This is a genomic window from Gilvimarinus polysaccharolyticus (assembly GCF_001187555.1).
Lineage (GTDB): Bacteria > Pseudomonadota > Gammaproteobacteria > Pseudomonadales > Cellvibrionaceae > Gilvimarinus > Gilvimarinus polysaccharolyticus.
Genome location: NZ_LFIJ01000002.1, coordinates 1,456,202 through 1,481,544, shown reverse-complemented (window position 1 = coordinate 1,481,544; position 25,343 = coordinate 1,456,202). Strand labels below are relative to the sequence as shown.

Below are 25,343 nucleotides of genomic sequence, written 5' to 3'. Positions count from 1 at the left end.
ACTCACGCGCATACTTACGCCGATGTTACGCGCGGTAGTGTTTTTTCTTGTTATGCATCATTCCGCTTTAGCTAAAGTCTTGAGCATGGCTTCTACCTGCCTTTTTGAAGCAAAAAGAACTTCAGTCGGTTCGTTTCTAACTGCAGCGTTAACGTTGAGGTATATCGCGCCATAATCGATAACCATAGACGGCTCCCCATAAAGCTTACTCATGCTTTCAATTACCTCATCTTTTTCTTCAATTGGTATTAATATCCAGATCAAGTCCAATTGATCATCTTGGAAGACGAGTTCAACTTTTCTTGGTTTTCCAGCGTATAAAAGCCCAATACAGTCGATTTGCATCTGGCTTCTCTTAGCTAAGGGCGCGGTAATAGGTATGATTTCTCTTTGAGTAATCTTCTCGCATTCGCTCAGGGCTTTCTTTTTTATAGCCTCAAAGTTTTCCCCTAACTTAAAGGCTTCAGGTTTTGCAACGGAATATCGACTCGTAGAACAACCGGCTGAAAGCAATGAAAATAGAATAAAAATTAAAATTGATTTGTTCATCATAGGCCCTATAAATTAGTAGTTATATGCATAAAGAAAAGTTCACCGACAGTTTTTAAGCTGTGATTTTGTGTAATATTTTTGCGCAACAAAATCAAAAAACAGCAACTTAAAAACCATCTAGTCACGCAGTGGCGATATTGCACGACTTGCTACAAACGACGAAGCTTCTTAACAACTGACACACCCGTATCGCAGGTGACACTATGTTGGTTTATTACCGTGCATTCTTGATTTATAGCTCCCTCAACCAAAACAATATTGCTTTTGATTGTGTAATTTATTATTGGCATAGACATACTTTTTCCTTCCATACCTTGAAAAGCCACACTGAAAACATATACTTGGGCTGGCATTATAGCTCCACAAGCAGAATATTCTTCGCTTTGCCAGCGCCCCAATAAAAACGTTTTACTAATATTAGATTCTTGTGCGTATTTAGAACCACTTTTAGCTGAAGAGATAAGTTCAGATTGCTCCCTTGCCGGCGCTTTAGATCCATAATGAACGGATCCATTTTCGCTTGTCCATTTATGAACTTCATTAGCAAATATCGATATTGAAAAGATAGAAAGTGTTAACACCACAATAAATTTTATATTAGTATTATTTTTTTGTAACGCCTAAAGCAGCCGCGTATTTATGCGTCGGCTGCCTTTTTTGTTATAGGGTAACACACGATATGCTGTAGGCTAGTTATCGCAATAATCTGCCAATAAGGATTTTAGATACTTGCCCGTTTTCTAGGCGAACGAGAGTCCAACGCCCCAGAAATACGCGTCAGAACAACAGCCAACGCAACAATCAGCGCCCCAATCCAGGGGGTATCCATTAGCGACATATCCTCGACCACTAAACCTCCTATCAACGAGCCTAACGCGATACCGACGTTAAAGGCGGCAATATTCAAACCTGAGGCCACATCCACTGCATTGGGTGTGTACTTCTGAGCTAGCTGTACCACGTACACCTGCAAGCCGGGCACATTACCGAAGGCGAAAGCTCCCCAAACAAGTATCGTCAGCACGGCCAATATTGGATTGCTCGCCGTAAAGGTAAAGGCCAATAACACCAGCGTTAGAGCACTAAAAATTATGGTTAGAGCTTTTATCGGGCCTTGGGAGTCAGCAAGCTTGCCACCCCAGATATTACCGGCTGCAACAGAGACACCATATACCAGCAGTACCAGCGCAATTGCATTAGAGCTAAAGCCGCTCACCTGCTCCAGAATCGGTGCAAGATAAGTAAAGGCCGTAAAGGTACCGCCGTAGCCTAGTGCGGTGATGAGGTAGACTAACAACAGACGCGGCTCCATCAATACCTGAAGTTGTTCACGCAGTTTTGCAGGTGCGGATTGCTTTAGGTTCTTCGGGACCAACAAGGCGCTGCCAATAAACGCGATTAAACCCAGCAAGGAGACGACTAAAAAAGTCGCGCGCCAGCCAAAGTTCTGACCAATCAAGGTACCTAGGGGCACACCGGTTACCAAGGCTACAGTAAGCCCGGTAAACATAATGGCGATGGCACTGGCTTCCTTGTCCTTGCTCACTAAGCTCGTGGCAATAGTTGAGCCGATGGCGAAGAAGACCCCATGGGCTAAGCCGGTAAGGATTCTGGCAATTATCAAGCTTTCGTAACTCGGTGCCTGCCAAGCGAAGAGATTGCCAACCACAAAAAGCGCCATCAAACTTAGCAGCACCGCTTTACGCGGCCAGCGGCCGGTTAAGGCTGTGAGCACAGGGGCGCCAATAGCAACTCCCAGGGCATAGAGGCTCACCAGCAGGCCAGCCGATGGTAGAGATACACCCAGATCCTGGGCGATAGTCGGCACTAATCCGACGATTACGAACTCGGTAGTACCTATTGCAAATGCACTCAGGGTGAGTGCCCATAAAGCTAATGGCATGACATAACTCCTATATTGATTTGCGGTGGAGTATGCGGGAAGGTATTATTGCAAAAAACAACCCAATATAGAAAACACTATTACATTTATGACAAATATATCCAAAACAGATGACCTGGTCATTCTGCTGGCTGTCTTCGATCTCGGTGGCTTCACAGCAGCAGCCAAAACCCTCAACCACCCGGTTGCCAAAATCACCCGAGCCATTCAGCGGCTCGAGCAACGGCTCGATACCAACCTATTCAATCGCACCACGCGAAAAGTGGAACCCACTGAGGAATGTTTGGATTTTGTGCGGCAGGTGCGCGAGGGTCTGAAACACTTGGAGCAGGCGGAGGAAACGCTGCAATTGCAAAAACGTGCGCCGTCTGGTTGGTTGCGGGTAGATGCCGCTAGCCCATTTATGCTGCATCAAATAGCCCCCTTAATGGCAGAGTTCCAACAGCTGTATCCTCTCGTTAAATTGGAGCTGGTATCGAACGATAATGTTATCAACTTGATCGAGAAACGGACCGATGTAGCTATCCGGATTGGCAAGCTCGACGACTCCAACCTGCACGCCACCAAATTGGGCCGCAGCCCTATGCGCCTGATGGCTAGTCCCAATTACCTAAAGACGTACGGCACGCCTCAGTCCGTAAATGATCTGCAGCATCACCAGCTGATCGGCTTTTCTCGAGGTAGCTCCCTGAACAAATGGCCACTATCAGAACCGCTGGAGATAAACCCATCGATCGCTGCCAGTAGTGGGGAAACGCTGCTTCAACTGTGTCTGGGTGGCCACGGTATAGCGTTAATCTCAAATTTTATGATTGGTGAGTATTTAAAGAATGGAGCACTGATTGAAGTACTGCCTGGTGTCGTTGAGCAGAGCAGTTCACGTCATGATGTGCACGCGGTGTTTTATCGCAACACCGCCCTGTCAAAACGCATTTCAGTATTTATTGAGTTTTTAAAAACACGTTTGAGCCTATGAACTTGCAGGTAACAAAGCATAGGCCAAAATAGACGATCAAGAGTTTGGAAGGATTTCTTGATAAAACTTAGGGGCTGAGCATGTTGGCGTCTTATCACGAAGCGGCCTGAAACAGTTCGAACAATTAGCGTATTGCTTGCCCATTTTTATTAATTTTTTACAAAACAACAGTGTTTTCGGCCAAGACTTCAAAGTCCTTTGGGTATTTAGTGGCCCCCCACGGCCCTATAACGTTTGTAGCAGTTACGCGGGCTTTTTCGCGTCGACTGCCTGCGTTTGTTATGTGGATTCGTAGTTACTTTCATATTCTTCAGCGTAATCTAATAGTTTTTTTATTTCGTTAATCAGCTCTTCCCAGCTATCCACAAACAACCGCTCGCTGCCAACAGTTAGACCATACGCAACTGGATAATTTCCATTCAAGGCTTCATCGACGGCTAACTCGATAAAAGCTAGCTTACCCATCGGGTTCATAAAGTGTGACATGTAATCGTTGGTACTCTTGTGTAACTTCCACAATCTCTTTAAAACTTTACTTCTTCGCATATGCAAAGAACTTATTTCATTTTCGACAATAGTAGAATTGGCTTCAATTTTTAGATCAGCCAAACTAGTCAATGTAAGGTTTGAGTTTTTTGCTGCCCTAATTGCCCCAGATTGGAATCCAATTTCTGAGAGAAGAAAACCTCTATCAGCTCCCACATCTTGAACAATACTATAAAGGGCCATTACCTTTTCTTTCGGGATATTATGCTTCCAGTTCTTACACTCGATAACCCTTTTCACACTGATTCCATGTAGATCACCTGTAACTAGTACATCTATTTCGTGAAAACCACGTACACCAGAAACCTTAGCTTCAACTTCAGTATGAAAGCCAAGTCTATTAAAGAATTCTGATGCTTGAATTTGGTATTCTTTCCAGCTAATTGTCATTAGTAGTATTGATCACATAACGCCTAAAGCATTTGCGTTCGCCTTTTGCGCGTCAAATGCCTTTACTTGTTACATTTTGATAGTTGAAAATCAAACGATCTAGCGCTTCTGGTTTTAGATCTCTCGAAGATGCAGGGCCTTCGCCATATCTAGTTGAATATATCTTCAGCGCAGAGTAAAGATACTGAAGGTCATCAAATGATGGCCAGTTATAGCCTAGTTTTCTTGCGCTATATTCTGCACGTTGACATTCTGATATATGCTCATCGACTTCATCAAGGAAGATTTTTTGTTCTTTTGTAATAATGGCAATCCAATCACCTCCCTTTAATCCTTGATTAATAATTTCTCCAATATCGTTTTTTGCAAAAACAATTACCTCATGATGTAAATCTATACATGATTTCCCAAGCTTTTCTTCTACTCGATCTATTTCTTCGCGATATATAGAGTCAGAGTCATAATCTAAAAAAAGAGGAATAGCGTAAGTTATGACTACGAAAGCGCCTAAAGAAAAGAATATCCCAGACAAAAATGCCACAAACGCATATCTAAGATATTTCATAATTCTTCCTTAAAAATGTAACGCCCAGCACAGTGGTTCAAAAATCTGGCGTTTTTTTGTTCGGACCTTTGCACAAAAAGTGACAGGTTTTTTTGAGTCCAATGCTGCTTCTGGTTATATTTCATTACCCCAATTTCTCTCGATTATTGTGTCTTTAGTGATGTGATAATAATCATCACATGCATTCACTAGCCGATCAGATGCAGATTGAAAGGTACTAACAATTGCAGTCTTGCAACCAAAATCTTCGACACGTTTAATTGCAAAAACAAAATCAGTATCATTTGAAAATACCACTGCATATTGGCAGTTCTTGGTCGCAGCATGGTATACCAAGTCTGCAACTAATAGTGCATCTACCCCTTTTTCTTTGATAGACCCATTACCTCTCAACACAGAATGCCCAAGAACAACTCTGCAATTATCAAAAGCGTTTACACCATGAATTTCTTTAGCTTTAGCGAGTTTATCTTCTGACGTATAAAAATAGACCCGAAGTACTTGCCTAGCCCCACATGCAGTAACAGCTATTTTGTAAAAATCATTAACTTTAATTTTCTCATCATGCAACCGATTTAGTAGGTTAGAACCATCTATGAATACAATTGCTTTCTCGAATGCCTGTGGAGGATATGGCTGAGGAAAAGCAGGGCTATCTGCATTTGAAATCACTAATTAACTCTCCTTGAAATATAACGCTGCCAACATGCGCAGCTTTTTTGTGAAGGCGAAGCCGTAACGAAAAAGTTGTCGCAATGCTTGGCCTTGTTATTTGCGGGCACGGAAAATAAAGCGCTTCTGAGGTCACGAAGAAGCTGCATTAATCCGTGAACGGAACTGGAGAAAACGCGGAATGAAAGGAGTATTGATGACTCTTTCTTTACCTTAAGACTAAGTGCCTGTCCTCTGATGCAAACCACGGACTTGCACAGCGGCAGGCACTTAGTCTTAAGGTCTAAAACAGAGTAATAGGCTGTCAATTCAATTTCCAATATTTTTTCCTAATGTTGATTAGCACACTTATGCTGTTTTTATATACAGCACTATTAAAATCTTGTGCTAAGCTTAGTTTACCAACCGCGTTTTATCTGGCAAATAACAGCTAATTCATGCGACTCAGTCGCACTTTGTCCCGGCACCCTATCCCCAGTAGAGATTGGATGAGGATAGACATGGAGATTGTTAAAAACAAAAGGGAATTAGACATGTTTTGACAGCTCCTTGTCTGGGGAAAGTGCGACTGAATTTAATTTAGAGCTTAATCTAATCTTTTTTATCCCACCGCGCAAGCTCTGCTAAACTATTGAATTGTTTAGAAATAGATTATCTCGCCAAGATTATTAGCCCACTTTATTCAAGGGTTTCCCCTGAGTAATGGGTAAAAGGCCAATCGCACGATGATGTAAAGTTAATACGGCTGTACAAAAACCAAAGCTTTTGTTATCTGCACGCTATTCGTTTTGCGAAAATTCATACCGCATGGTCACAATGCCCTCTTCGCGATCATGCCGCACGGTAAAGCCGACAGCGCGAGCAAGCCCAGCCATACCACGGTTTTGCGGCATGGTTTCACCTGTCAAATAACTCAATCCGCGTTGGCGGCAGTAATCGAGTAATTTATTTAATAACCGCTTACCCAACCCTTGGCCTTTCATATCCGCGCGGACTATAACGGCAAACTCGCCTTCGATATTTTCGGGGTCCGTTAGTACTCGGGTGACGCCTAAGGTTTCCCACTCGCCATTGTCTTTTTGCGCGCTGGCGATAAAAGCCATTTCGCGGTCGTAGTCAATTTGTGTTTGTCGCGCCAGCTGTTCATGACCAAGCTTTGGCAACTCGCTAAAGTAACGGTTGTAACGGTCGAGCCCGGTGAGTTGTAAATCAAACTCACGGTGAGTGCTTTCATCTTCGGGGCGAATGGGGCGCAATAAGACCTCACGCCCAGAGGTTAATGTGTAGTGCTCCTCTAGCTCTTTAGGGTATGGGCGAATAACCAGGTTGCGGGTTTCGGGGTCGCCCAAGGTGACGTTAATATCCAGCACTGTCAGCTCACTACCGGAGGCTAATACGGGGTTAATATCCAGCTCGATGATCGCGGGGTTGTCGATAATCATTTGGTTTATTTTAGTTAACAACACCGCCAGTGCCTGACGATCAAGTGGCTGTTGCAGTTGCCTGTCACGCAATTTACCCTCGGCCAGGGCCTGAATCACTAAGTAGCGCGCCAGTGCCATATTCAGCGGCGGCAAACCGACTACCGCGTGACGCTCGGTGTCCAGCTCTGTGCCGCCTTCACCCAATAAAATGACCGGGCCAAATACCGGATCGTTTTTAACGCTAATACGCAGCTCGTGGGCACCGGCGCGGCGCGCCATATTCTGTAAAGTAAAACCATCGAGTTTGGCATTGGGATACGTATCGCGGACGCGAGCCAGCATGTTGGCGGCGGTTAACGCCACCTCATCGGCCGAGTGTAAATTGAGTACCACTCCGCCCACATCCGATTTGTGTGGAATATCCCGCGAGATAATTTTTATCGCAACTGGGTAGCCAAGCTCATCGGCCTGTCTTGCAGCTTCATCAACATCAGCTGCAATCAGTGTTGTCAGAGTGTTAATACTGTAGGCCGCTAATAAATCAGCTGCTTGTTGCGTGTTGAGATAATCAAGTTGCGACGCTCGGGCATCGTCGATGATCTGCCTTGCACCAAGGTAATCATCGGCAATACCGGCGGGAATTGACTCGGGGGTTTCCATTAATAGTTTTTGGTTGCGGCGGTACTGCACCATGTGCATAAACGCCCCCACGGCCCCCTCGGGGGTGCGAAACGAGGCAATGCCTGCCTTAGAGAATCGCTCGCGAGCGGTTAACGATGCGTTTTCACCCATCCAGGCGACCAGTAAATTGGGGACACGAGCGCTGCGCCGTTTAACCGTTTGAATCACCTTAGCGGCGTAGGTGTCGCCGCGCACCAATGCTGACGGGCTGTGCAATACCAATAAATTATCCACCTCGGGCGCGTCTAACAAAATCTCTAGTGCGTTTTGATACAGCTCGGGCGAGGCATCGCCCAGTAAATTAACCGGATTATTCGCATGCCCACCCAGTGGCACCACTGCACGTAATTTGGCTTGCGTGTCTTCCGACAATGTTTCTAGTCGGCCGCCATCGTTAATTAGCGTATCGACCGCCATCAAACTTGGCCCCACGCCATTGGTCAATATGGCCAGTCGCTCGCCTTTAATGGGTTTGCCATGGGCTAAGGTTTCTACTGCGGCAAACAGCTCGCGTAGCTCACCCACTCGCAACATGCCGGCACGTTTAAACGCTGCATCGTAAACGCCATCGGCGCCGATATCGGCACGCCGCGCTGCGGTTGCCGTTTCTAAGCTTTCTAGCGCGTGACCGGTTTTAATCACCAGAATCGGTTTATTTTTAGAGGCGGCACGTGCCGCCGACATAAACAGACGCCCCTGCCGAATGGATTCTACGTACAACAAAATGGCCGAGGTTTTGCCATCTTGACCTAAAAAATCTAACAACTCAGCGTAGCTCACATCGGCGGCATCACCCAGCGCAATAAAGTGTGAAAAGCCAATTTGGCGGCGCTCGGCCCAGTCGAGAATGGTGGTACAAACAGATGACGACTGCGAGACAAAGGCAATTTTTCCCGGTAGCGCACCGATATGCGCGTAGCTGGCGTTAAGACCAATGGCCGGCACAATGAGCCCCAAACTATTAGGCCCTAAAATACGCATTTGCCAGTGGCGGGCGTTATCGAGCATTTGCTGTTGCAGGCTGTTGCCATCTGTTTGCGAGACATGCAAACCCGCGGCAATGACTATCGCATTGCGACAGCCCTTTTCGCCCAGCTCATTAATAACCGCAGGCACTCGGTCGGCCCGCGTACAAATAATGGCTAAATCGGGAACCGCCGGCAGCGCGGCAATAGACGGATAAGCCAACACGCCATTAACGGACTGGTACTTGGGGTTAACCGGCATAATGGGGCCCGAGAACTCGGCCCGCAGCAGGTTGCGCATTACCGCATTACCCGGTCGATTGGGTCGGTTAGAGGCGCCGATAACGGCAACAGAATTGGGACGCAGTAACTGCTTGATATGATTTTGACTCATACCACGATAGTAGCCTAAGGCGTCGCTAGAGTCATTGCCAGACGACAAAAAAACGTCCCGTTAACGGGACGCTTTACGTTGATTTGTGGACACAGTCGCCGACGTGCCCACTTTAACTGAATTATTAATACAATCTGTAAATTGGCCGCGTACTAATGCGTCGATCTTACGAGCGGCCCTCTTGGTACTCAGGCAAGTTGTCGATCGCGTCCTTGCCCATCGGTGTATTCCAGACAACCTTATTACCAACAAGCTGAAGGCTCTCGGCACCGATCAATACCTCTTTGTCGCCCACACCTAAAATGCCGCCCACACTTACCACTACCTCGGTCACCCGACCATTTTTGGTGAGTACTTTATCAATCTCGCCAATTTCATCGCCATTGCGGTTTACCACCTCTAAGCCGCCAAGTTGTTCCGGCGCTACTTGGGTCGCCTCGCTGATACTTACGGTCGAATCCGCCTGTGCTTTAGCTTTTCGTTTTGTTGTTCGTTCGGCCAAATAAGGATCTGCACTGGTGTGGTTTTCAGCACCAGCGCGCACCTGTGTCTCGCTTTGCATTTGCCGCTGTTGCGCGCTGCTTTTCATTTGCGCGATGTACTGGTCTAGCAATGAGCCCAACAGTTGCTCGTATTCCGGCGGGTTTAAGCCGCCGCTGTTATTAGCGTCATAACGGCTTACCACTTGCTCATCGGTCCAGCCGTTTTTGTCTAGCTGTTGCTGAAAATAACTGCCCAACTCTTCAGCATGCAGCTCACCACTGGCATCAACGTCAACCTCGTTAAAGGTGGGCGCGTGCAGCACTTGGCTGGCTCGCTGATCTTTATCGGCCAGCTTAGCTCCACTCTCGGCCAACACCAAAGGAGATGCCGATAGCAGCCCCGCCAGCACTAAAGCCAATGGGGTATGGGGTAAAAAATTACTGACCATATTGCGTTTTATTTTGATGCTCATAATTTTATCCTCTGTACTGTGGTGTGTTTATCTTGCAAACCAACGTATCCCGCGTTATTTAAAAACGACGCACTCGACTGCGCCACTGCTTCACGAGAATCATGGGGTGATTAAAAAGTAAACTGTAAATTGGCACTGGCGTAGTCGACATCCATGTTGATATCACGACGTTGCAGCACATCTACTTCATCTCGTGAAATATCAAAATTAAAACGTTCGTATTCAATTTTAAAATCTAAATGTTCGGTCAATTGGAATTTAGTACCCACACCCCAAAAGGTTTCATCGCCATCATAATTGTCGGTAGCCTCGGCGACCTCTAGGTCCAACCGCGCATCGGCGTCCCACCACATCTGGCCACCCTTGGCATACACTGAAAATCTCTGTGTAATGGGCGCCTCAAGTACCAAGCCTAAAGTTACCCCTGTAGGGTCAAGCTCAACTTGGCCGTTACGCGCCTTATCAAAATCGATATAGGCGGTTTCAACACCGATGTATTCGTTAAACTTAACCAAAGCAAAAGCTTTTTTTGCGGCTTCGTCTTCATTAAAATCTTCATCTTTAAGTTTAGTTACGCCGTAGCCACCACCGACTGAAAACTCTGGCTGTAAGCGCCAACCATTTCCACCATCCGACTGCGCTAATACTCCAACTGCCGTAGAAGAACAAACACAAAACAGAACTGCTGATGAAATTTTCTTAACCATGATATCTCTCCGCTAGATTGAGTTGGCCATAAGTTATGGTAGCGGGTGTATCGCAACAGTCGTGCCAAACTTTAGTTAAGGTTTAATTTAACAACTGGTTCACAGTTTTTATCACAATCTCGACGAATAGCTTTAACCGGGTCACAGAGTTTTTTTGCAGATTAAAAACAGCATTATCGGCACGTAATAATTACAAGATAAATAGCGGCTTTACACATAAATAGCCTCCATTTTTTTGTAAATTATTCATGCACTGCATCTATTTCTATAGCAGCGGCGTCTTAGTCGCCATGATTGCCATCTAGCGACAATCACAACAACTAACATGTAAAGATATAAAACCGCCGAAACACAAGGACAGCAACATGAACCGTTTACTCGCAGGCCTAGGTCAATATGCGTTAGCCGCCGCACTACTGATTACAGTACAAACAAACGCTGCAGAAAAGCCCAGCACCCGGATATCACTACAAGGCATCAGCCATTTACACCTCCATGGCAACATCGAGGTTGACCTGCGACAATCTGACGAGGACAGCGCGTATATTTTGGTAGAAAAAGGTAAGCTTGAAGACGTAACAATAAAAACAGACGACGATAAACTATGGCTAGGCAATCGTGCTCGTGGCTTTTGGTCGTGGTTTAAAAACGATAACTCTAGTGTGGTTAAAGTTGAGATTAACATCTCTACACTCAACAGCATTAATGCCAACGGCAGCGTAGCTATTGCCAGCGGTGATATTACCAGCGGCCCATTAACCCTAGACTTAAGCGGTGCAAGCCAAGTTACCACGGGGGCTTTGATAGCGGACTACCTGCAACTGGACGTCTCGGGAGCCGCTAGCTTTACCGCAGCCTCGGTACAGGCCAAAACACTAATATTAGATGCATCGGGGGCATCACACACCAGCATTACCAACGGCGGCACAGTGAACACACTAACGCTGGATATCTCGGGAGCGAGTCATTATGACGGCGCCAGCGTTACTGCCGTGATCGTTAACGCTGAGATATCTGGTGCATCACAGGCAAAAGTTAAAGCCAGCCAAGAGTTGTCAGCCGACATCAGCGGTGCATCATCACTGGAATATAGCGGTGAGCCAACCGTACAACTAAACACCTCGGGGGCCAGTAACATTAAAAAGCTCTGAGTTTTTAAGGCTCGATTAGGTATGGCGGCATTGCTCGAAAACCTTTTTTAAGTGAATAATCGCGTCGTTTAACGGCCATTCGGTTATCGCCATACCTGTAGGCACACCAAGCCCAACCTCCAAGCTGCCACCAAATACAACCCGCACCAGCAGCGCGACGTGCTGCGCACTAGGCGCCTTTAAAACAGTGATCAAAGCTCAAGCAATTGGCGCGAACTTACCATCCGAAACAGCAATGCTATAATCTGCCAAAATGACATTAGTGTTTTGGTTTAGTGCGGAATTAAAACCTAGGTTAGAGTCAATCCAAACAACCAGGTCGATCGGTAACAACATATGACAACCATCATATATAACCACCAGAGCTTAGAGGTTAGCCCTGGCGAAAGTGCGCTAGATACATTATTGAGTGCCGGTGTAAATATACCGTACAGTTGCCGTGTTGGGGTGTGCCAATCCTGCTTAATAACGCTTAAGCAAGGCAATATCTCTAGCGATACCCAAGCAGGGCTTAGCGCCGAACAAAAAGCACAAGGGCTGCTGTTAAGTTGCCGCTGCTACCCCACAGAAACCATCACCCTCGAGCATTACGACCCAAGCGCAAACGGTATTAGTGCACGGTTGATCGACAAACAATTGCTTAATAACTCTGTGCTGGAGCTAACACTTGATGTCGCCTTGAAGTACCAAGCGGGGCAACACACCAACCTCTGGCGCAGCCAAGCCATAGCACGCTGCTACTCTTTAGCCAGCATACCCAGCGACCCTTACGTAAAGTTTCATATCGCCTTACAACCCAACGGACAATTCAGTCAATGGGCGAACGATTCGCTACAAGTAGGCGACCAACTCACCCTGCAACAACCTACCGGCGACTGTTACTTTCAGGCAGATCACGCCAACCAGCCGTTATTATTGGTTGGCACCGGCACCGGTATTGCGCCACTGCAAGCAATCGTTCGAGCAGCTCTGCACGCCGAGCACCAAGGTGCTATTAACCTTATTGTTGGCGCGCGCAACAGCGACGACTTATACTTTAGCGAGCAACTAAAGCAACTTGAGCAACAACACGCCAACGTGCAGTGCACCCAGCTGGTACAAAAGGTAGGCCAGAAAAACGCCGCTCACTGTCAGCAAGGCGACATCTACGCCCACTTAAAACAACATTTTAATGAACTTAATGCCTACCAAGTATATCTGTGTGGTGCCGAATCTTTCGTCCGCAAACTGCGTAAACAATGTTTCTTTGCCGGCGCAAGGCCCTGTAACGTTCACATCGATGCATTTATAGCGGCTAATTAATATTTTCGGGCGTTTACTGACCAGCCAAGCACCGCACAAAACTATCGCGTCTAAGGCTCAAATTAGGTACACTTTGGGCCCTAATTTAAACATAGAATAATATCGACTACGCAGTCGACGCACTCGTCGTCACAGCCATTAGTCGGCAATAATCACCTTAAACGATACGTAGATAACGACATGAAACCGACTATCAAAGATGTCGCAAAACTGGCTGGAGTTTCGTTTAAAACCGTATCCAGAGTTATTAATAACGAAGGAACCGTAGGTAAAGAGCTTCAAGAAAAAGTCTGGATAGCTGTTAAACAACTAAATTATCGCCCTAACCTATCGGCCTGCGTGGCGCAGCTTCATCCATCGGTTTTATTTACGACAACCCTAACAGTAACTACGTTATTGATATGCAGCGCGGTATTCTTGACGAATGCGGAAAACAAGGTTACGAGCTGGTCATTCACCCTTGCGATGCATCCAGCCGAACGATTATTCAAGAAATTCTAGAGATGATCGACCGCAGCCGTGTGGGCGGCTTGGTGCTAACACCACCGATATCCGAAAACGCTGAAATTCTTAAGGCGATCTCGGAGCGCAAGGTAAAATTTGTGCGTATTCTATCCGGCTCACAAGCGCCCGATACAACGTCACCCTGCGTATTTATTGACGATCATAATGCCGCTTATGCCATTACCGAGCACTTAATTAACTTGGGGCATAAAAATATCGCATTTCTCGGTGGCGATGAAGAGCACAAATCTAGTGGCGAGCGACTGGCAGGCTTTAACGCCGCCATGAAGAGCCACAACATAAAACCCAACCGTAAATTTATTATACCCGGCAGTTATTCATTTGAATCTGGTGTTGAGCGCACCAGCAAGCTATTAGCCAGCAAGCAGGCTCACCCCACGGCAATATTCGCCTGTAACGATGAAATAGCGGCAGGAACTTTATTTGCAGCACGAATTGCCGGCATTGATGTTCCCACCGAGCTGTCTATTGCCGGTTTTGAGGACAGCCCATTCTCTCGTCAAGCATGGCCAAACCTCACCACCGCCGCTCAGCCCACCAGTACCATTGCACAAAAGGCCACCGCGCTACTGATAAAAACAATCAAGCAACCCGCCAATGCCAACAAAGCACTGCCAAGCGAAGGTTACCATCCAAAACTGATTGTGCGAGAATCAACCTGCGCCGCACCAACATCGTAGATCATTTATTTTAATCACAAAAAAAACCGGCTATTGCCGGTTTTTTTAAGTTTGTACACTTATCGCCAAAGCACTCTTTACTATAAAGCTATGACGATATTTTTACGATCAAGCCACCAAGCAATACACCACAACACCGCCACATGGATTAACGCAAACACCAGTGATGCATTGTAGTTAGACATCCAGCGCGCCAAGAACTCAAAAAAGTACTGATACGATGACCCACCGTTAATGCTAAATAGGTAATAACTTTTAGCCCACACAATACTTAAAATATAAATAAATAGCGGGTTTTTGCCTAGCATCGTAAAGGCATTAAATACAGGCCTAACAACACTCAACCTCTCTAACTGTACCAACAGCAACAATACAGCTATTGCCGCGCCAGAACTGAGTAGCACAAACGGGCTGCTCCAAAGCGATTTATTAATAGGAAAGACTGGATGCCACAATAGCGCTGCTACAATAGCCGCAACTGACATAAGCGCTAACACTATTTGTGCTCGATGCTTATTATCACTCGCCACCAAAATACGCGCAGCTTCAAAGCCAAAAATAACATTAACCACCGCTGGCAAAGTGCTTAGTAAACCTTCAGGGTCAAACGCCATACCTTTGCCTTGCCACAAATGATCAGCGCCCAACACAAGTAAGTCTAGCTGCCGTACTAAATTATCGGCCACGGTATAGGGCTCGGGCACAAGATTGAGCAATAAATAATATCCAAGCAATAAAAAAGCAGAAACCAGCAGACGATAAACACCCGGCAGCCAGATAATAAAAGCGGCCAAACCATAAGCCAAGGCAATGCGTTGCAGTACGCCTAAAATTCTTAAATGATCGAGATCGCCAGTAAAAGGGTAGGCATTTAGCAGTAGCCCTATAACAAACAAGAGCAGGGTGCGGCGCAAAATTTTAACCGATCGGACGCTATAACTAACGCCTTGGCTGGCACGGTTAGAAAAATACATTGCCGAGCCAACAATAAACAAAAAGAAGGGAAATATAAAATCTGTGGGCGTGGCGCCATGCCAGTCGGCGTGTAGAAAAGGTGTATACACATAAGACCAAGAGCCTGGCGTATTCACCAAAACCATTAAGGCCAACGTTAGGCCTCGCATGACATCTAAAGAGATAAATCGTTGCTTAGCCATAACCTGCCCTCAATAAGCTATATTTTTTATGGGTGTGCTATTGGGCGACTGAACCCACTAAAGCGGCAAACTGAGTGCGCGCATAACGCACAGCACCAAACTCTGGCTGCCGTAATGGTACTGACATACGCTGGGCAATATCTTTATCCATCCAGTCAACAATCCGTTGCGATACACCACCTAACATCGACATACGCGGAGGATTGCTAGACCACAGACGTCGCGCCATCGCCGTCAAATAATCAGCGCCTTCACGAATAATCCGCAAAGCAACTTCGTCGCCCTGCTCGGCGGCGGCAAATACTAACGGCGCAAGTTTGGCGTAATCACTCGACTTTGCCCCGTTTAAGCGTTCGACAATCATAATGCCACGCGCCTGTAATTGCTCGGCAACGAGTTCCGTCATGATGGTTTTAGTACCCAACTCATCGGAGTCGAGTAGCACAGCTTTAATACATTCTAAGCCAATCCAAGCACCACTGCCGGCATCACCGCAAGGAAAACCGTGTGCACCTAAAATAAGCGATTGACCATCCACATGCGCAAATCCACATGAGCCAGTACCCGAAACAATAACGGCACCATCATCTTGCTCGTGAGCGGCAATGCAGGCGATGTGTAAATCGGTCGTTAAAAACTGAGCTTTAAAAGGGTGCTCCCACTGCTGAACGATTTGAAACAGGCTGGGAAGATTAACACCCGCCAAGCCTAGCCCAGCCACTAACTTAGATTTTGTATCGGGCGGTAAACCGGCATTGCTTATCGCGCTATCGGCGGCGTTAGCAATAGACTCTAGTGCCCGCGCGACACCATGGTAAGGGTTGGCGGGACCGCCATTGCCGACACCTAGTGTTTCTCCAGACTCATTAACAATAACCGCGCGGCACTTAGTGCCTCCGCCATCTATGCCTAGGTACAAGTTGTCGTTAACAACAGACTGTTGCCCCATGTAATACTCCGCTATGTTTTCTGTATCGGACGATAACCGGCGTTACGAGACAAGCAATAGTATGCCAGCCGCCAGTTAAATTTAAATTTCAATAGAGCTTACGCCCTTAAGCTATCTCCATAAGTTTTTACAGCTACTCAGTATAATTTTCTGTAAAAAAGGTGGTTGATGGCATCGAGCCATCAACCACAAGGAGAGCCATGATAGATGATACTTACGGTCCTTTCGTATCGCATGATGCAATCCCTAGCATCATGATTTAGCGAGCCTGACCAAAATGCCCATAATGAACAAACTCAACTAAATTTTTACCCTTGCTGCAGGCGGTACACACCGCCCAACAAAACACTAAGGGTTACCTGCTGTCGCCGGTTACAAGCTTACTCGCCCACAAAGACAACGTTGTCTATATGCTACACATTAGGCGCGAAGGACAACGTTGTCAATCATTTTGGCCAAAAAAATCTAACCCAGGCGAAATCAATAACCTCATGCGCTTATGCCCCACACCATTTTTAAGAAAAATTAGGCTAAATAAGCTATAAGTAAGCGTAATAATCGATATTTACGTTATTAATTTGCCCTGCTGGCGGATCAAGCCATCGCGCTAAGTACCGCCTACACGACATAACACACCACACAAACCAAGCGACAGACAATAAATCCGCCACCATTAAGCGTCACAACACCAGCGCCGTCTCTGACGGACACAGTAATAACGTTCCCTGCTGGGCTTTATTGCCAGCTTCAAGACAAAATATATTTGTCCCTCTTGCCAAGTACACACACCAAGCTCCGAGTTTATATTTATACAAGTTATCGGTGACTGCTAACGGTTTAAAGGCTACCGTCAATTGTCACTATTGAAACGGGTTAAGTGAATCCATGTCGTTTAATGATGCTCAGTTCTGCTACACTCTCGCATCGATAAAGTAGCGAACAAAGAGCTGATTATGTGGTTTAAAAATTTACGAGTCTTTCGTCTAGCCGAGCCTTTTACAACAACCGCCGAAGCCCTAGACGAAGCACTGCAAAGCAATAGCTTTGCCCCCTGTGGCAAGATGGACATGTCCCGTTACGGCTGGGTATCGCCACTGGGCCCCGACGGTCAAACCCTAACCCATGCCGCCAATGGCTATATCGCTATTACGGCAAAAAAGCAGGAAAAAATTATCCCGGCGGGAGTTATCAAAGAACAGTTAGACGAAAAAGTCCGCGCTATTCGCGCTGAAGAGGGCCGCCCCATTGGGCGTAAAGAGCGTGACAGCATGAAGGATGAGATCATTTTCACCCTACTGCCTCAAGCCTTTACCAAATCGAGTATCGACTTTGCCTACATCGACACCCGCAACGATCTGATTGTTGTTAATGCCTCAAGTGCCAACCGCGCCGAAGATATGCTCAGCGCTCTGCGTGAGGCTTTGGGCAGTTTACGGCTAGTGCCACTGAACCCCAAAGATCCAGCCATTCAAGTTATGACCCACTGGGTGCGCACGCACGAGCTGGCCAAAGATTTTGAACTGGGCGATGAGTGCGAACTTAACGCCAGTAACGATGAACGCGTGATTCGCTGTAAAAAACTCGATCTCCACGACGACCAAGTTCGCCAACATTTAGAAACTGGCATGTTTGTCAGTAAACTTGCAGTGCAGTGGAAAGAAGCCATCAGTTGTATTATTGATGATCAATTCACGTTTAAGCGTATTAAGTTTGCCGATGAGCTGCTTGAGCGTGCAGGTGATCGAGCGCCCGAAACGTTAGCCGAGCAATTTGATGCCGAATTCGCCATTATGACGCTTGAATTATCAGCGTTTATTCGTGCCGCCATCGACGCTTTTGGCGGCGAGAGCAACGAGACACTGGCAAGCGATACTGCGGCAATTTAATATACCGCTCTGCACTGATCTCACGCCAAAAATTAAGTAGGAGGCATTTTGAAACTTTACGGTAGCTACACCTCGCCTTTTGTTCGCCACTGTCGCATTGCGCTATTAGAGTCAGGGCTTGATTTTGAGCTGATCGAAACCGACAACAAAGCCAGTGCCCAACAATCACCCACGCAAAAAGTGCCGTTTTTACAAGATGGCGATACAGTCCTTACCGACTCTACCGCCATTATAAAATACATTCGAGAAAAATCCGGCCAACCTTATCTTGCCGACATTACCGAATACGATGCTTTTTGCCTGGTTAACACCTCGATGGATGCCTGCGTTAATTTATTTTTCTTAGAGCGCGACGGCATCAACGTGGAGCAAAGTAGCTATTTACAGCGTCAGCGCACCCGAGTCGACTCCACCTTGGCCGAACTTGATCAAATGCCGCTGCCCAAGCATTCACCTTACGGCGATATGGCACTACGTTTGGCTTGCTACTTGGCCTGGGGGTTATATCGCGGGCGTATATCGCTTGCCGCCTACCCCAACCTTGCTGTGTTTTTAGAGCACGCCAACCAGTACCCGGCTTTTGCTCAAACGGCGCCTCCGCCGCTGTAACATAAGCGCCTCTTTTAAACGCGCCAGAACTCTGATTAAAACAACGTTAAAGGTAGCACCGTGAATACAAAATCCGCTCGCACAACCAACACTATTGAACGTATTGTTATCGCCGGCGGCGGCACCGCAGGCTGGATGGCAGCGGCGGCACTATCGCATCACTTCGAGGTACTAACGCAACAAGGTAGCCTACCCCTCGCGCCACAGATTACCCTTGTGGAATCCGAAGCAATCGGCACTGTTGGTGTTGGCGAAGCAACCATCCCCAGTATTCGCGCCTTTAATCACTCTTTGGGGATAGACGAGCTAGAGTTTATTAAAAAAACTCACGCCACATTTAAACTTGGTATCGAGTTTCGTGACTGGCGACAACCAAACTCAACGCTTTTTCACCCTTTTGCCGATTACGGCATGCCATTAAAGGGCGTCGATTTTTATCATTATCTAAATCGCTTAAAGCTCGAAGGCGAAGCGATAGACCCGTCCGACTACTCTTTTTCTGCTCAGCTCGCCAAGCAGGGTCGCTTTGCCCAGCCTCACCCTAATCCGCCAACACCACTGGCCGATTACGGTTACGCCTACCATTTTGATGCCGGTCGCTACGCATTATTTTTACGTGAGTACGCCGAACAACGTGGCGTTATAAGACTCGAAGGGAAAATTGAACACGTCCAACTCGACCAGAGCAACGGTCATATTGAATCGATACGGCTGGATAACGGCAAGAAAATTCAAGGTGATTTATTTCTCGATTGTTCCGGGTTTCGCGGCTTACTTATCGAGCAATCGCTAAAAACCGGATACGACGACTGGCGGCAATGGCTACCTTGCGATCGTGCGATTGCCATACAAACCGAAAAAAATGGCGATCCAACCCCTTACACCCTGACCATTGCCCGAGATTCTGGCTGGCAGTGGCGCATTCCATTACAGCACCGCACCGGCAACGGTTACGTTTACTCAAGCGCCTTTTGCAACACCGATACAGCCCGAGAAACACTGCTACAAGGCTTAGACGGCGCGCCCATTAAAGAGCCTCGTTCCTTTGAGTTTGTCACTGGCACCCGCAAGAAAGTTTGGCATAAAAACTGTTACGCATTAGGGCTGGCCTCGGGGTTTTTAGAGCCATTAGAATCCACCAGCATTAGCCTTATACAAACCGGAATCAGCCGGTTACTAACGTTTTTTCCGCACCATGGCTACTGTCAAAGTAATATAGACGAAGTGAACAGGCAGCATCGTCACGAGTTTGAACGAATTCGAGACTTTATTATTTTGCATTACAAAATCACTCGCCGTTCTGACACCGAGTTCTGGCGGCACTGCCAAAACATGGCGGTACCCGATACCCTACGGCACAAGATGGAGCTTTATAAGAGCCGTGGTTATATTATGGCGCAATCGCCCGAGGCGTTTGAGCCCGATAGTTGGGCGGCTATTTATATGGGATTTCATTACGATGCCAACGATTACGATCGCCGCGCCGATGCCATTGAGCTTGGCGACCTAAAGCAACAACTGAAAAAAATACGCGACACTATTCATAATGCCGCCAGCCAGCCCACCTCGCACGCCGAGTTTATTGCCCGTCACTGTGCGGCCGAAGATTAACCCTCGGACGGGGCGGCAGTTAGCATGGTTACTACGGCGCTGCCGCCGCGCAATTTTGAGCAATAAAATCATCGTGACTTTGCACCGATGCCACGGCAGATGCGACCGATTGGCGCATCTCGCCCAAGGCCTTTTGTAAATACTCAGGGTTCATCTTGGTTACCCGCTGATCATACTGCTCGGGCAAATACTGAAACCCATCATAAATCGCCACCCAGCTCGGGCCGCCAAACATCTCAATAGGGTAACGGATCAAATCGCCTTGCGAGCGAAACGCTGCCACTTTTTTCCGCAGCATTTCTGGCAGCTCCATCTCGCGGCAATAACGCCAAAGCTCGCCGTCCTCTCGCTGATTTAACTTGTAGTGCAAAATAATAAAATCTCTGACTCGCTCATATTCCTGCGCCGTTAAATCGTTAAAATTATCAACCGCAGCGGCGGTATACCACGGCCGTTGAAACACTCGCCGAATTTTTTCAATCGCGGTTTCTATGAGCGCGATACTGGTAGACTCCAGCGGCTCTAAAAAACCCGAGGCTAGCCCTACCGCGATACAGTTTTTATTCCAAGCCAGTTTGCGTCGGCCGGGGGTAAATTTAAAGCGGCGCGGCTCGTGTAATAGCTCATCGGTTATATTACTTTTAAGTGTTGCTATCGCTTCATCTTCGCTGATATAGCGGCTGCAAAACACATGGCCATTACCCGCCCTGTGTTGCAGCGGAATACGCCACTGCCAGCCTGCCTGATGAGCGCGAGTCACCGTATAAGAGGGCGCACTGCCGGCTCTGGTGCTCTGCACCGCCACCGCACTGTCGCACTGCAGCCACTCGCTCCAATCATGGTAGCCGGTATGCAATGCCTGCTCGATAAGTAACCCCTTAAAACCCGAGCAATCAATAAATAAATCGCCGTTAATAACACGGCCATCATCTAAAACTAATGAGTCGATACCTTCCTCGCCGCAGTTAACTCCGTCAATTTTGGCATCTATACAGGTGACTCCATGGCTTTCGGCATACTCGCGCATTAATTTGGCAAACAGCCCGGCATCAAAATGCAGCGCCCAATCATAAACCGACAGCTCTGACGGCGGATTAACAGAAGGCTCAATAAACTTGTTGTTTTTGGCCAAATTAACCCCCAGTGAGTAGTCGGCCAAAGCACTGGTATCGCCCAACGATTTAAGGTGTAACCAGTAATGATGAAAATCAATACCGTTGGCTTTTTGGCCAAACAGACCAAAGGGGTGAATAAAGCTATGCCCCTGTTTATACCAATCTTGAAACTGAATACCCAGCTTACAAGTCGCCTGAGTCGCTTTCATAACGGCCATATCATCAAGGCCGAGCTCAGCATAAAAGCGCCGCAAGGTAGGTATCGTCGCCTCGCCTACACCAACGGTGCCAATAGCCGAAGACTCGACTACCGTAATGGCAACCTTAGTTTTACGAAAATGCTTACTTAAACTGGCGGCTGTCATCCAGCCGGCCGTGCCGCCACCCACAATTACAATATTACTGACATTGTGTACCGTCACAGTACCCACCTTATTGTTCATTAATCGTCATTAAAGCACTTACACAAGCTCATCATATACCGATATGTGAATATAAAAAAACCGCCGCAAAAACCTTACGGCCTTAACGACGGTTTTAATGTGCGAGACACCCTAACCGAGCGCTCGCAACATACTACAGCTTGTTCCAGTACTTAGAAGTTTACCCGAGCACCCAGTGCCCAACGAGCTTCGTAGATGTTTTGGAAAGCTTTTTGCTCAGCAAACTCAACATACGTTTGTTGGAACTCTTCGGTAATGTTCGAGCCGTTAAGGTACACAGCAACATTATCGGTAACATCCCAAGTAACGTTCAGATCAAGTTGACCGTAATCGTCTTGATACAAGCTCTGCATGCCAGTCACTGGGCTACCAGCGGAAATCAGACGTGGCGAGCGGAAGTTGTATGCCAAACGAGCTGACAAGTACTCATTCTCGAACCAACCAACCACGTTGTAGGTATCTTCAGAGTTGTTGACGAATGGCAACTCTTCGCCACCTAAACCAACAGCATCTTGCGAGCTTTCAGACAAGGTGTAGTTAACATCGAAGCCAAAGTTTGACATAAAACCATCGGTAATATCAGCAAAGGCAACTTTAGCCGCTAGCTCAACACCTTGCACTTCGCCACCAGTACCTTGTACTTGCGCTGAGAAAGGCCAAGGACCACGGAAGATACCATCGGCATCTGGCTCGTCAATCATGACGGTACCGCCAGTAACAAAGCTATCAATGTCGATGTTAAAGATTGCTGCACTCAACGCAGAGGCATTACCTACATACCACTCGGCCGATATTTCCATGTTGCTAGCACGAGTAGGATCAAGCTCAGGGTTACCGTTTAGAGCACCGCCGTTGACACGCATGCAACCACATTCTTCATTAAATACACGACCGGTAGACTTAGCACCACCCCAAGTCAGTAGATCTAAAGGCTGCATAGTTTCGCCATAAGCAAAACGCACTTTTAAATCTTCTGTAATGTCGTAGGCCAAGTTTAATGCCGGCAACACATCAGTGTAGTTGCGGGTGGTGTATACATCGCCCACATCATAGCTAACACCCGAGTGAGGTACGCTTTCACCAGTAACGTTTTGAACGATGCTCAACTCAGTTTCAACAACTTTCACACCTAAGCTACCGCTAAAATCACCTGCTTCGAAGTTAGCCTGTGCAAAATAGCTAAACTCATCTAAGCCAACACTGTAGCTTTGGCCTGGTTGACCAAACTTAGTTTGCTCGCCAAATACTTTTTCTTGATACGCAAGTGTGTCATCAAAGGCGCTAGGGTCTGCAACCCACACACCAGGAATACCTGATACACCACCAAAGTCATCCATAAATATGACGTCGTTATACTGGTCTAAGCGAATTGGCGGAACTAAGCTGTAATTTACAAACTCGCCATCAACCATCTCACCTTGTGGCAAATCAGGGTTACACTCTGACGTACCGGCAAACTGATCGTTCGCTTTCCACTGGGCAGAACAGCCAGTATCGGCAAAGTTAGCGAAGTAAGAGAAGACATTGTGATCAACCTTGCGTTCGCTTTGACGCATCCCAAAATCGATGCTGCTGATAAACGGAGTGTCATCAAACTGATAGTTCCAACGAGTACTGAAAGTGTTTAGCTCGCCATCATCATCAGAGTTGTTTTCCGATGAGATTGCACCTACACGATACGTATCGATGTTCGCCATGTAATCAGCAACAGACATTTGGCCTTGGCCGCCATCAACTATTTGATCGAAGCCGCCAAATACTGGATGTTCGCCAGAGGCATCGTACGAGATACGCCAGTCAGTGCCGGTCATGCCATCGGGAGAGTACTGGACAAAACAACCGCCATTGTCACCGCGACTGGTTCCTGGAATCACTCCATATTCGTCACAGTACTGAGATTGCAACAAACCACCAGGGCCAGTTACAAGACTGCCCTGATCAACGTTCATCATATCGCCTTCGATATAACCGTGACGCATGGATGCTGTTGCATTGGCGCGAGTTACACGAACCTGACCGGTAAGCGGGCCACCGTTATCAAAGTTTAACTCAACATTCATGTTCTCAGATTCTTCGGTGTTACGGTTAACCTGAGTAAATGACTGAACGCGGTACGGAAGCACCTCAAAGCTGTTAACTGTTTGCCAGTCGTTACCGGCTTCATCAACAAAGCTATTTTCACCAAAGTCTGCAGCGTAAGCGTAATCGGTGAATGTCTGCCAACGGTTGTTGTGTGAGAAGCCCATGCGACGGTTAAAGCGATCTTGCTTGCTGTAAAAATAATCAGCAACCAGCTCAACACTATCGGTTAATTGCGCTTGGAACGATACATTAATACCATCGCGGTTACGCTCTTCTTCTTTATTAAACGCAGCAAAACCCTGTGGCACTAAATGGTAGACATCAGCGTCTTGTGCAGGAGCACTCCAAGTGTGGTTATTATTGGTCGCACCAATACCACCGTTTTCTGATGTATCAAAATAGCCGTTGTAGTCGGTTGCCAAGTTTTTCTCGGTGGTTACCGCACTAACAACAATGCCCCAATTTTCGGCGTTATAGCCAATCAAACCACTAATGGTAGGATCGTACTCTTCACTGATAGAACCGTGATCAACTTCCGCTTGGCCGGCAAAGGTCCAACCCTCATCTAAATCGAAAGGACGGCGAGTTTTTAGATCAACAGTACCTGCTATGCCCAGTGAGCTTAAATCTGCACGAGCAGACTTGTAGACATCCGCGCCAGTGAATAGCTGTGAAGGTAGATCACCGAAATCAGCACCAGAAGAGTCAATAGTGGTAGCGCTAAGGAATGTTTCGCCATTCAAGGTAGTGGCAACATTGCCTAAACCACGAATCTGAACTGGACCACCTTCACCGGCGGTACGCTCAACCTGGATACCAGGAATACGTTGTAACGAGTCTGAGATAGTAACATCTGGAAGCTTACCGATATCTTCTGCAGAGATGGAATCCACCACCGATGCGGCATCGCGCTTAGTGTTAACCGCATTTTGTTGCGATGCGTAAACACCTGTAACCAGTACTTCTTCTAACATCGGCTCGGATTCTTGAGCATTAACATAAGCCGAGGCCAGTACGCACGATGCAATACTCGTAACCAGCAACTTCCGCTTAAACTTATTTTTTTTAGTATCCATATTGGAACTCCTCATATGTGGCAATAA

The 25,343-nt window shown here is 47.0% G+C and carries 20 protein-coding genes and 1 pseudogene; 7 read left to right on the top strand and 14 right to left on the bottom strand.

Annotated elements, in window-relative coordinates; translation table 11 throughout:
- Positions 1-57: 57 nt before the first annotated feature.
- The 3 genes from GILYN3_RS15005 to GILYN3_RS14990 all read right to left on the bottom strand — a co-directional run bounded on the left by GILYN3_RS15005 (position 58) and on the right by GILYN3_RS14990 (position 2,455).
- A complete protein-coding gene (locus tag GILYN3_RS15005) occupies positions 58-549 on the bottom strand; it encodes a hypothetical protein (protein ID WP_049723752.1) in 492 nt (163 codons plus the stop codon).
- 152 nt (positions 550-701) lie between these two features.
- The gene (locus GILYN3_RS16675; protein ID WP_198147371.1) at positions 702-1,136 is read right to left on the bottom strand and encodes a DUF4124 domain-containing protein; all 435 of its coding nucleotides are present in this window, start codon (positions 1,134-1,136) and stop codon (positions 702-704) included.
- 137 nt (positions 1,137-1,273) lie between these two features.
- Complete coding sequence (locus GILYN3_RS14990; RefSeq protein WP_049723749.1) at positions 1,274-2,455, bottom strand: MFS transporter; 1,182 nt, start codon at positions 2,453-2,455, stop codon at positions 1,274-1,276.
- 88 nt (positions 2,456-2,543) lie between these two features.
- Here GILYN3_RS14990 and GILYN3_RS14985 point away from each other — a divergent pair, with 88 nt between their 5' ends.
- Positions 2,544-3,431, top strand: coding sequence for a LysR family transcriptional regulator (locus GILYN3_RS14985; protein WP_049723748.1), 888 nt, complete (start codon positions 2,544-2,546; stop codon positions 3,429-3,431).
- Between the two features lie 279 nt (positions 3,432-3,710).
- Here GILYN3_RS14985 and GILYN3_RS14980 read toward each other — a convergent pair whose 3' ends face one another.
- From GILYN3_RS14980 to GILYN3_RS14955, 6 genes are all read right to left on the bottom strand, one after another.
- Complete coding sequence (locus tag GILYN3_RS14980) at positions 3,711-4,367, bottom strand: restriction endonuclease (RefSeq protein WP_049723747.1); 657 nt, start codon at positions 4,365-4,367, stop codon at positions 3,711-3,713.
- Positions 4,368-4,419: 52 nt separating this feature from the next.
- Positions 4,420-4,932 carry a hypothetical protein gene (locus GILYN3_RS14975; protein WP_049723746.1) on the bottom strand — a complete coding sequence of 171 codons (513 nt, stop codon included), beginning with the start codon at positions 4,930-4,932 and terminating at the stop codon, positions 4,420-4,422.
- A gap of 114 nt (positions 4,933-5,046) precedes the next feature.
- Positions 5,047-5,604, bottom strand: coding sequence for an NYN domain-containing protein (locus GILYN3_RS14970; protein WP_049723745.1), 558 nt, complete (start codon positions 5,602-5,604; stop codon positions 5,047-5,049).
- 779 nt (positions 5,605-6,383) lie between these two features.
- Complete coding sequence (locus GILYN3_RS14965) at positions 6,384-9,116, bottom strand: bifunctional acetate--CoA ligase family protein/GNAT family N-acetyltransferase (protein ID WP_232305609.1); 2,733 nt, start codon at positions 9,114-9,116, stop codon at positions 6,384-6,386.
- Between the two features lie 118 nt (positions 9,117-9,234).
- Complete coding sequence (locus tag GILYN3_RS14960) at positions 9,235-10,023, bottom strand: PRC-barrel domain-containing protein (RefSeq protein ID WP_049723743.1); 789 nt, start codon at positions 10,021-10,023, stop codon at positions 9,235-9,237.
- 110 nt (positions 10,024-10,133) lie between these two features.
- Positions 10,134-10,730, bottom strand: a complete 597-nt coding sequence (locus tag GILYN3_RS14955) for an outer membrane beta-barrel protein (RefSeq protein WP_049723742.1) — start codon at positions 10,728-10,730, stop codon at positions 10,134-10,136.
- A 365-nt stretch (positions 10,731-11,095) separates the two neighbouring features.
- Here GILYN3_RS14955 and GILYN3_RS14950 point away from each other — a divergent pair, with 365 nt between their 5' ends.
- Complete coding sequence (locus tag GILYN3_RS14950) at positions 11,096-11,881, top strand: GIN domain-containing protein (RefSeq protein ID WP_049723741.1); 786 nt, start codon at positions 11,096-11,098, stop codon at positions 11,879-11,881.
- 15 nt (positions 11,882-11,896) lie between these two features.
- Here GILYN3_RS14950 and GILYN3_RS14945 read toward each other — a convergent pair whose 3' ends face one another.
- On the bottom strand, positions 11,897-12,076 hold the full coding sequence (locus tag GILYN3_RS14945; RefSeq protein ID WP_049723740.1) for a hypothetical protein: 180 nt from the start codon (positions 12,074-12,076) through the stop codon (positions 11,897-11,899).
- A gap of 141 nt (positions 12,077-12,217) precedes the next feature.
- Here GILYN3_RS14945 and GILYN3_RS14940 point away from each other — a divergent pair, with 141 nt between their 5' ends.
- Positions 12,218-13,183 carry a 2Fe-2S iron-sulfur cluster-binding protein gene (locus GILYN3_RS14940; RefSeq protein WP_049723739.1) on the top strand — a complete coding sequence of 322 codons (966 nt, stop codon included), beginning with the start codon at positions 12,218-12,220 and terminating at the stop codon, positions 13,181-13,183.
- 180 nt (positions 13,184-13,363) lie between these two features.
- A pseudogene (locus GILYN3_RS14935) lies at positions 13,364-14,388 on the top strand (LacI family DNA-binding transcriptional regulator).
- Positions 14,389-14,468: 80 nt separating this feature from the next.
- Here the strand turns inward: GILYN3_RS14935 and GILYN3_RS14930 are convergent.
- Positions 14,469-15,545 (bottom strand): acyltransferase family protein, encoded by a 1,077-nt coding sequence (locus GILYN3_RS14930; protein ID WP_049723738.1) that lies wholly within the window; start codon positions 15,543-15,545, stop codon positions 14,469-14,471.
- 37 nt (positions 15,546-15,582) lie between these two features.
- Positions 15,583-16,494, bottom strand: coding sequence for an N-acetylglucosamine kinase (gene nagK / locus GILYN3_RS14925; RefSeq protein ID WP_049723737.1), 912 nt, complete (start codon positions 16,492-16,494; stop codon positions 15,583-15,585).
- Positions 16,495-17,447: 953 nt separating this feature from the next.
- On the opposite strand from nagK, the gene rdgC reads away from it, so the two are divergent.
- Genes rdgC through GILYN3_RS14910 form a run of 3 tightly spaced genes read left to right on the top strand, consistent with a single transcriptional unit; the run spans position 17,448 to position 20,600 of the window.
- Positions 17,448-18,380, top strand: coding sequence for a recombination-associated protein RdgC (rdgC, locus tag GILYN3_RS14920; RefSeq protein ID WP_049723736.1), 933 nt, complete (start codon positions 17,448-17,450; stop codon positions 18,378-18,380).
- Between the two features lie 48 nt (positions 18,381-18,428).
- Positions 18,429-18,989 (top strand): glutathione S-transferase family protein, encoded by a 561-nt coding sequence (locus tag GILYN3_RS14915; RefSeq protein ID WP_049723735.1) that lies wholly within the window; start codon positions 18,429-18,431, stop codon positions 18,987-18,989.
- 60 nt (positions 18,990-19,049) lie between these two features.
- Positions 19,050-20,600: a tryptophan halogenase family protein gene (locus GILYN3_RS14910; protein ID WP_232305608.1), complete on the top strand. Its 1,551-nt coding sequence runs from the start codon at positions 19,050-19,052 to the stop codon at positions 20,598-20,600.
- Between the two features lie 31 nt (positions 20,601-20,631).
- Here the strand turns inward: GILYN3_RS14910 and GILYN3_RS14905 are convergent, their stop codons facing one another.
- Positions 20,632-22,137: a tryptophan halogenase family protein gene (locus GILYN3_RS14905; protein WP_157484964.1), complete on the bottom strand. Its 1,506-nt coding sequence runs from the start codon at positions 22,135-22,137 to the stop codon at positions 20,632-20,634.
- Between the two features lie 173 nt (positions 22,138-22,310).
- Positions 22,311-25,316, bottom strand: a complete 3,006-nt coding sequence (locus GILYN3_RS14900) for a TonB-dependent receptor (RefSeq protein ID WP_049723733.1) — start codon at positions 25,314-25,316, stop codon at positions 22,311-22,313.
- Between the last annotated feature and the right edge of the window lie 27 nt (positions 25,317-25,343).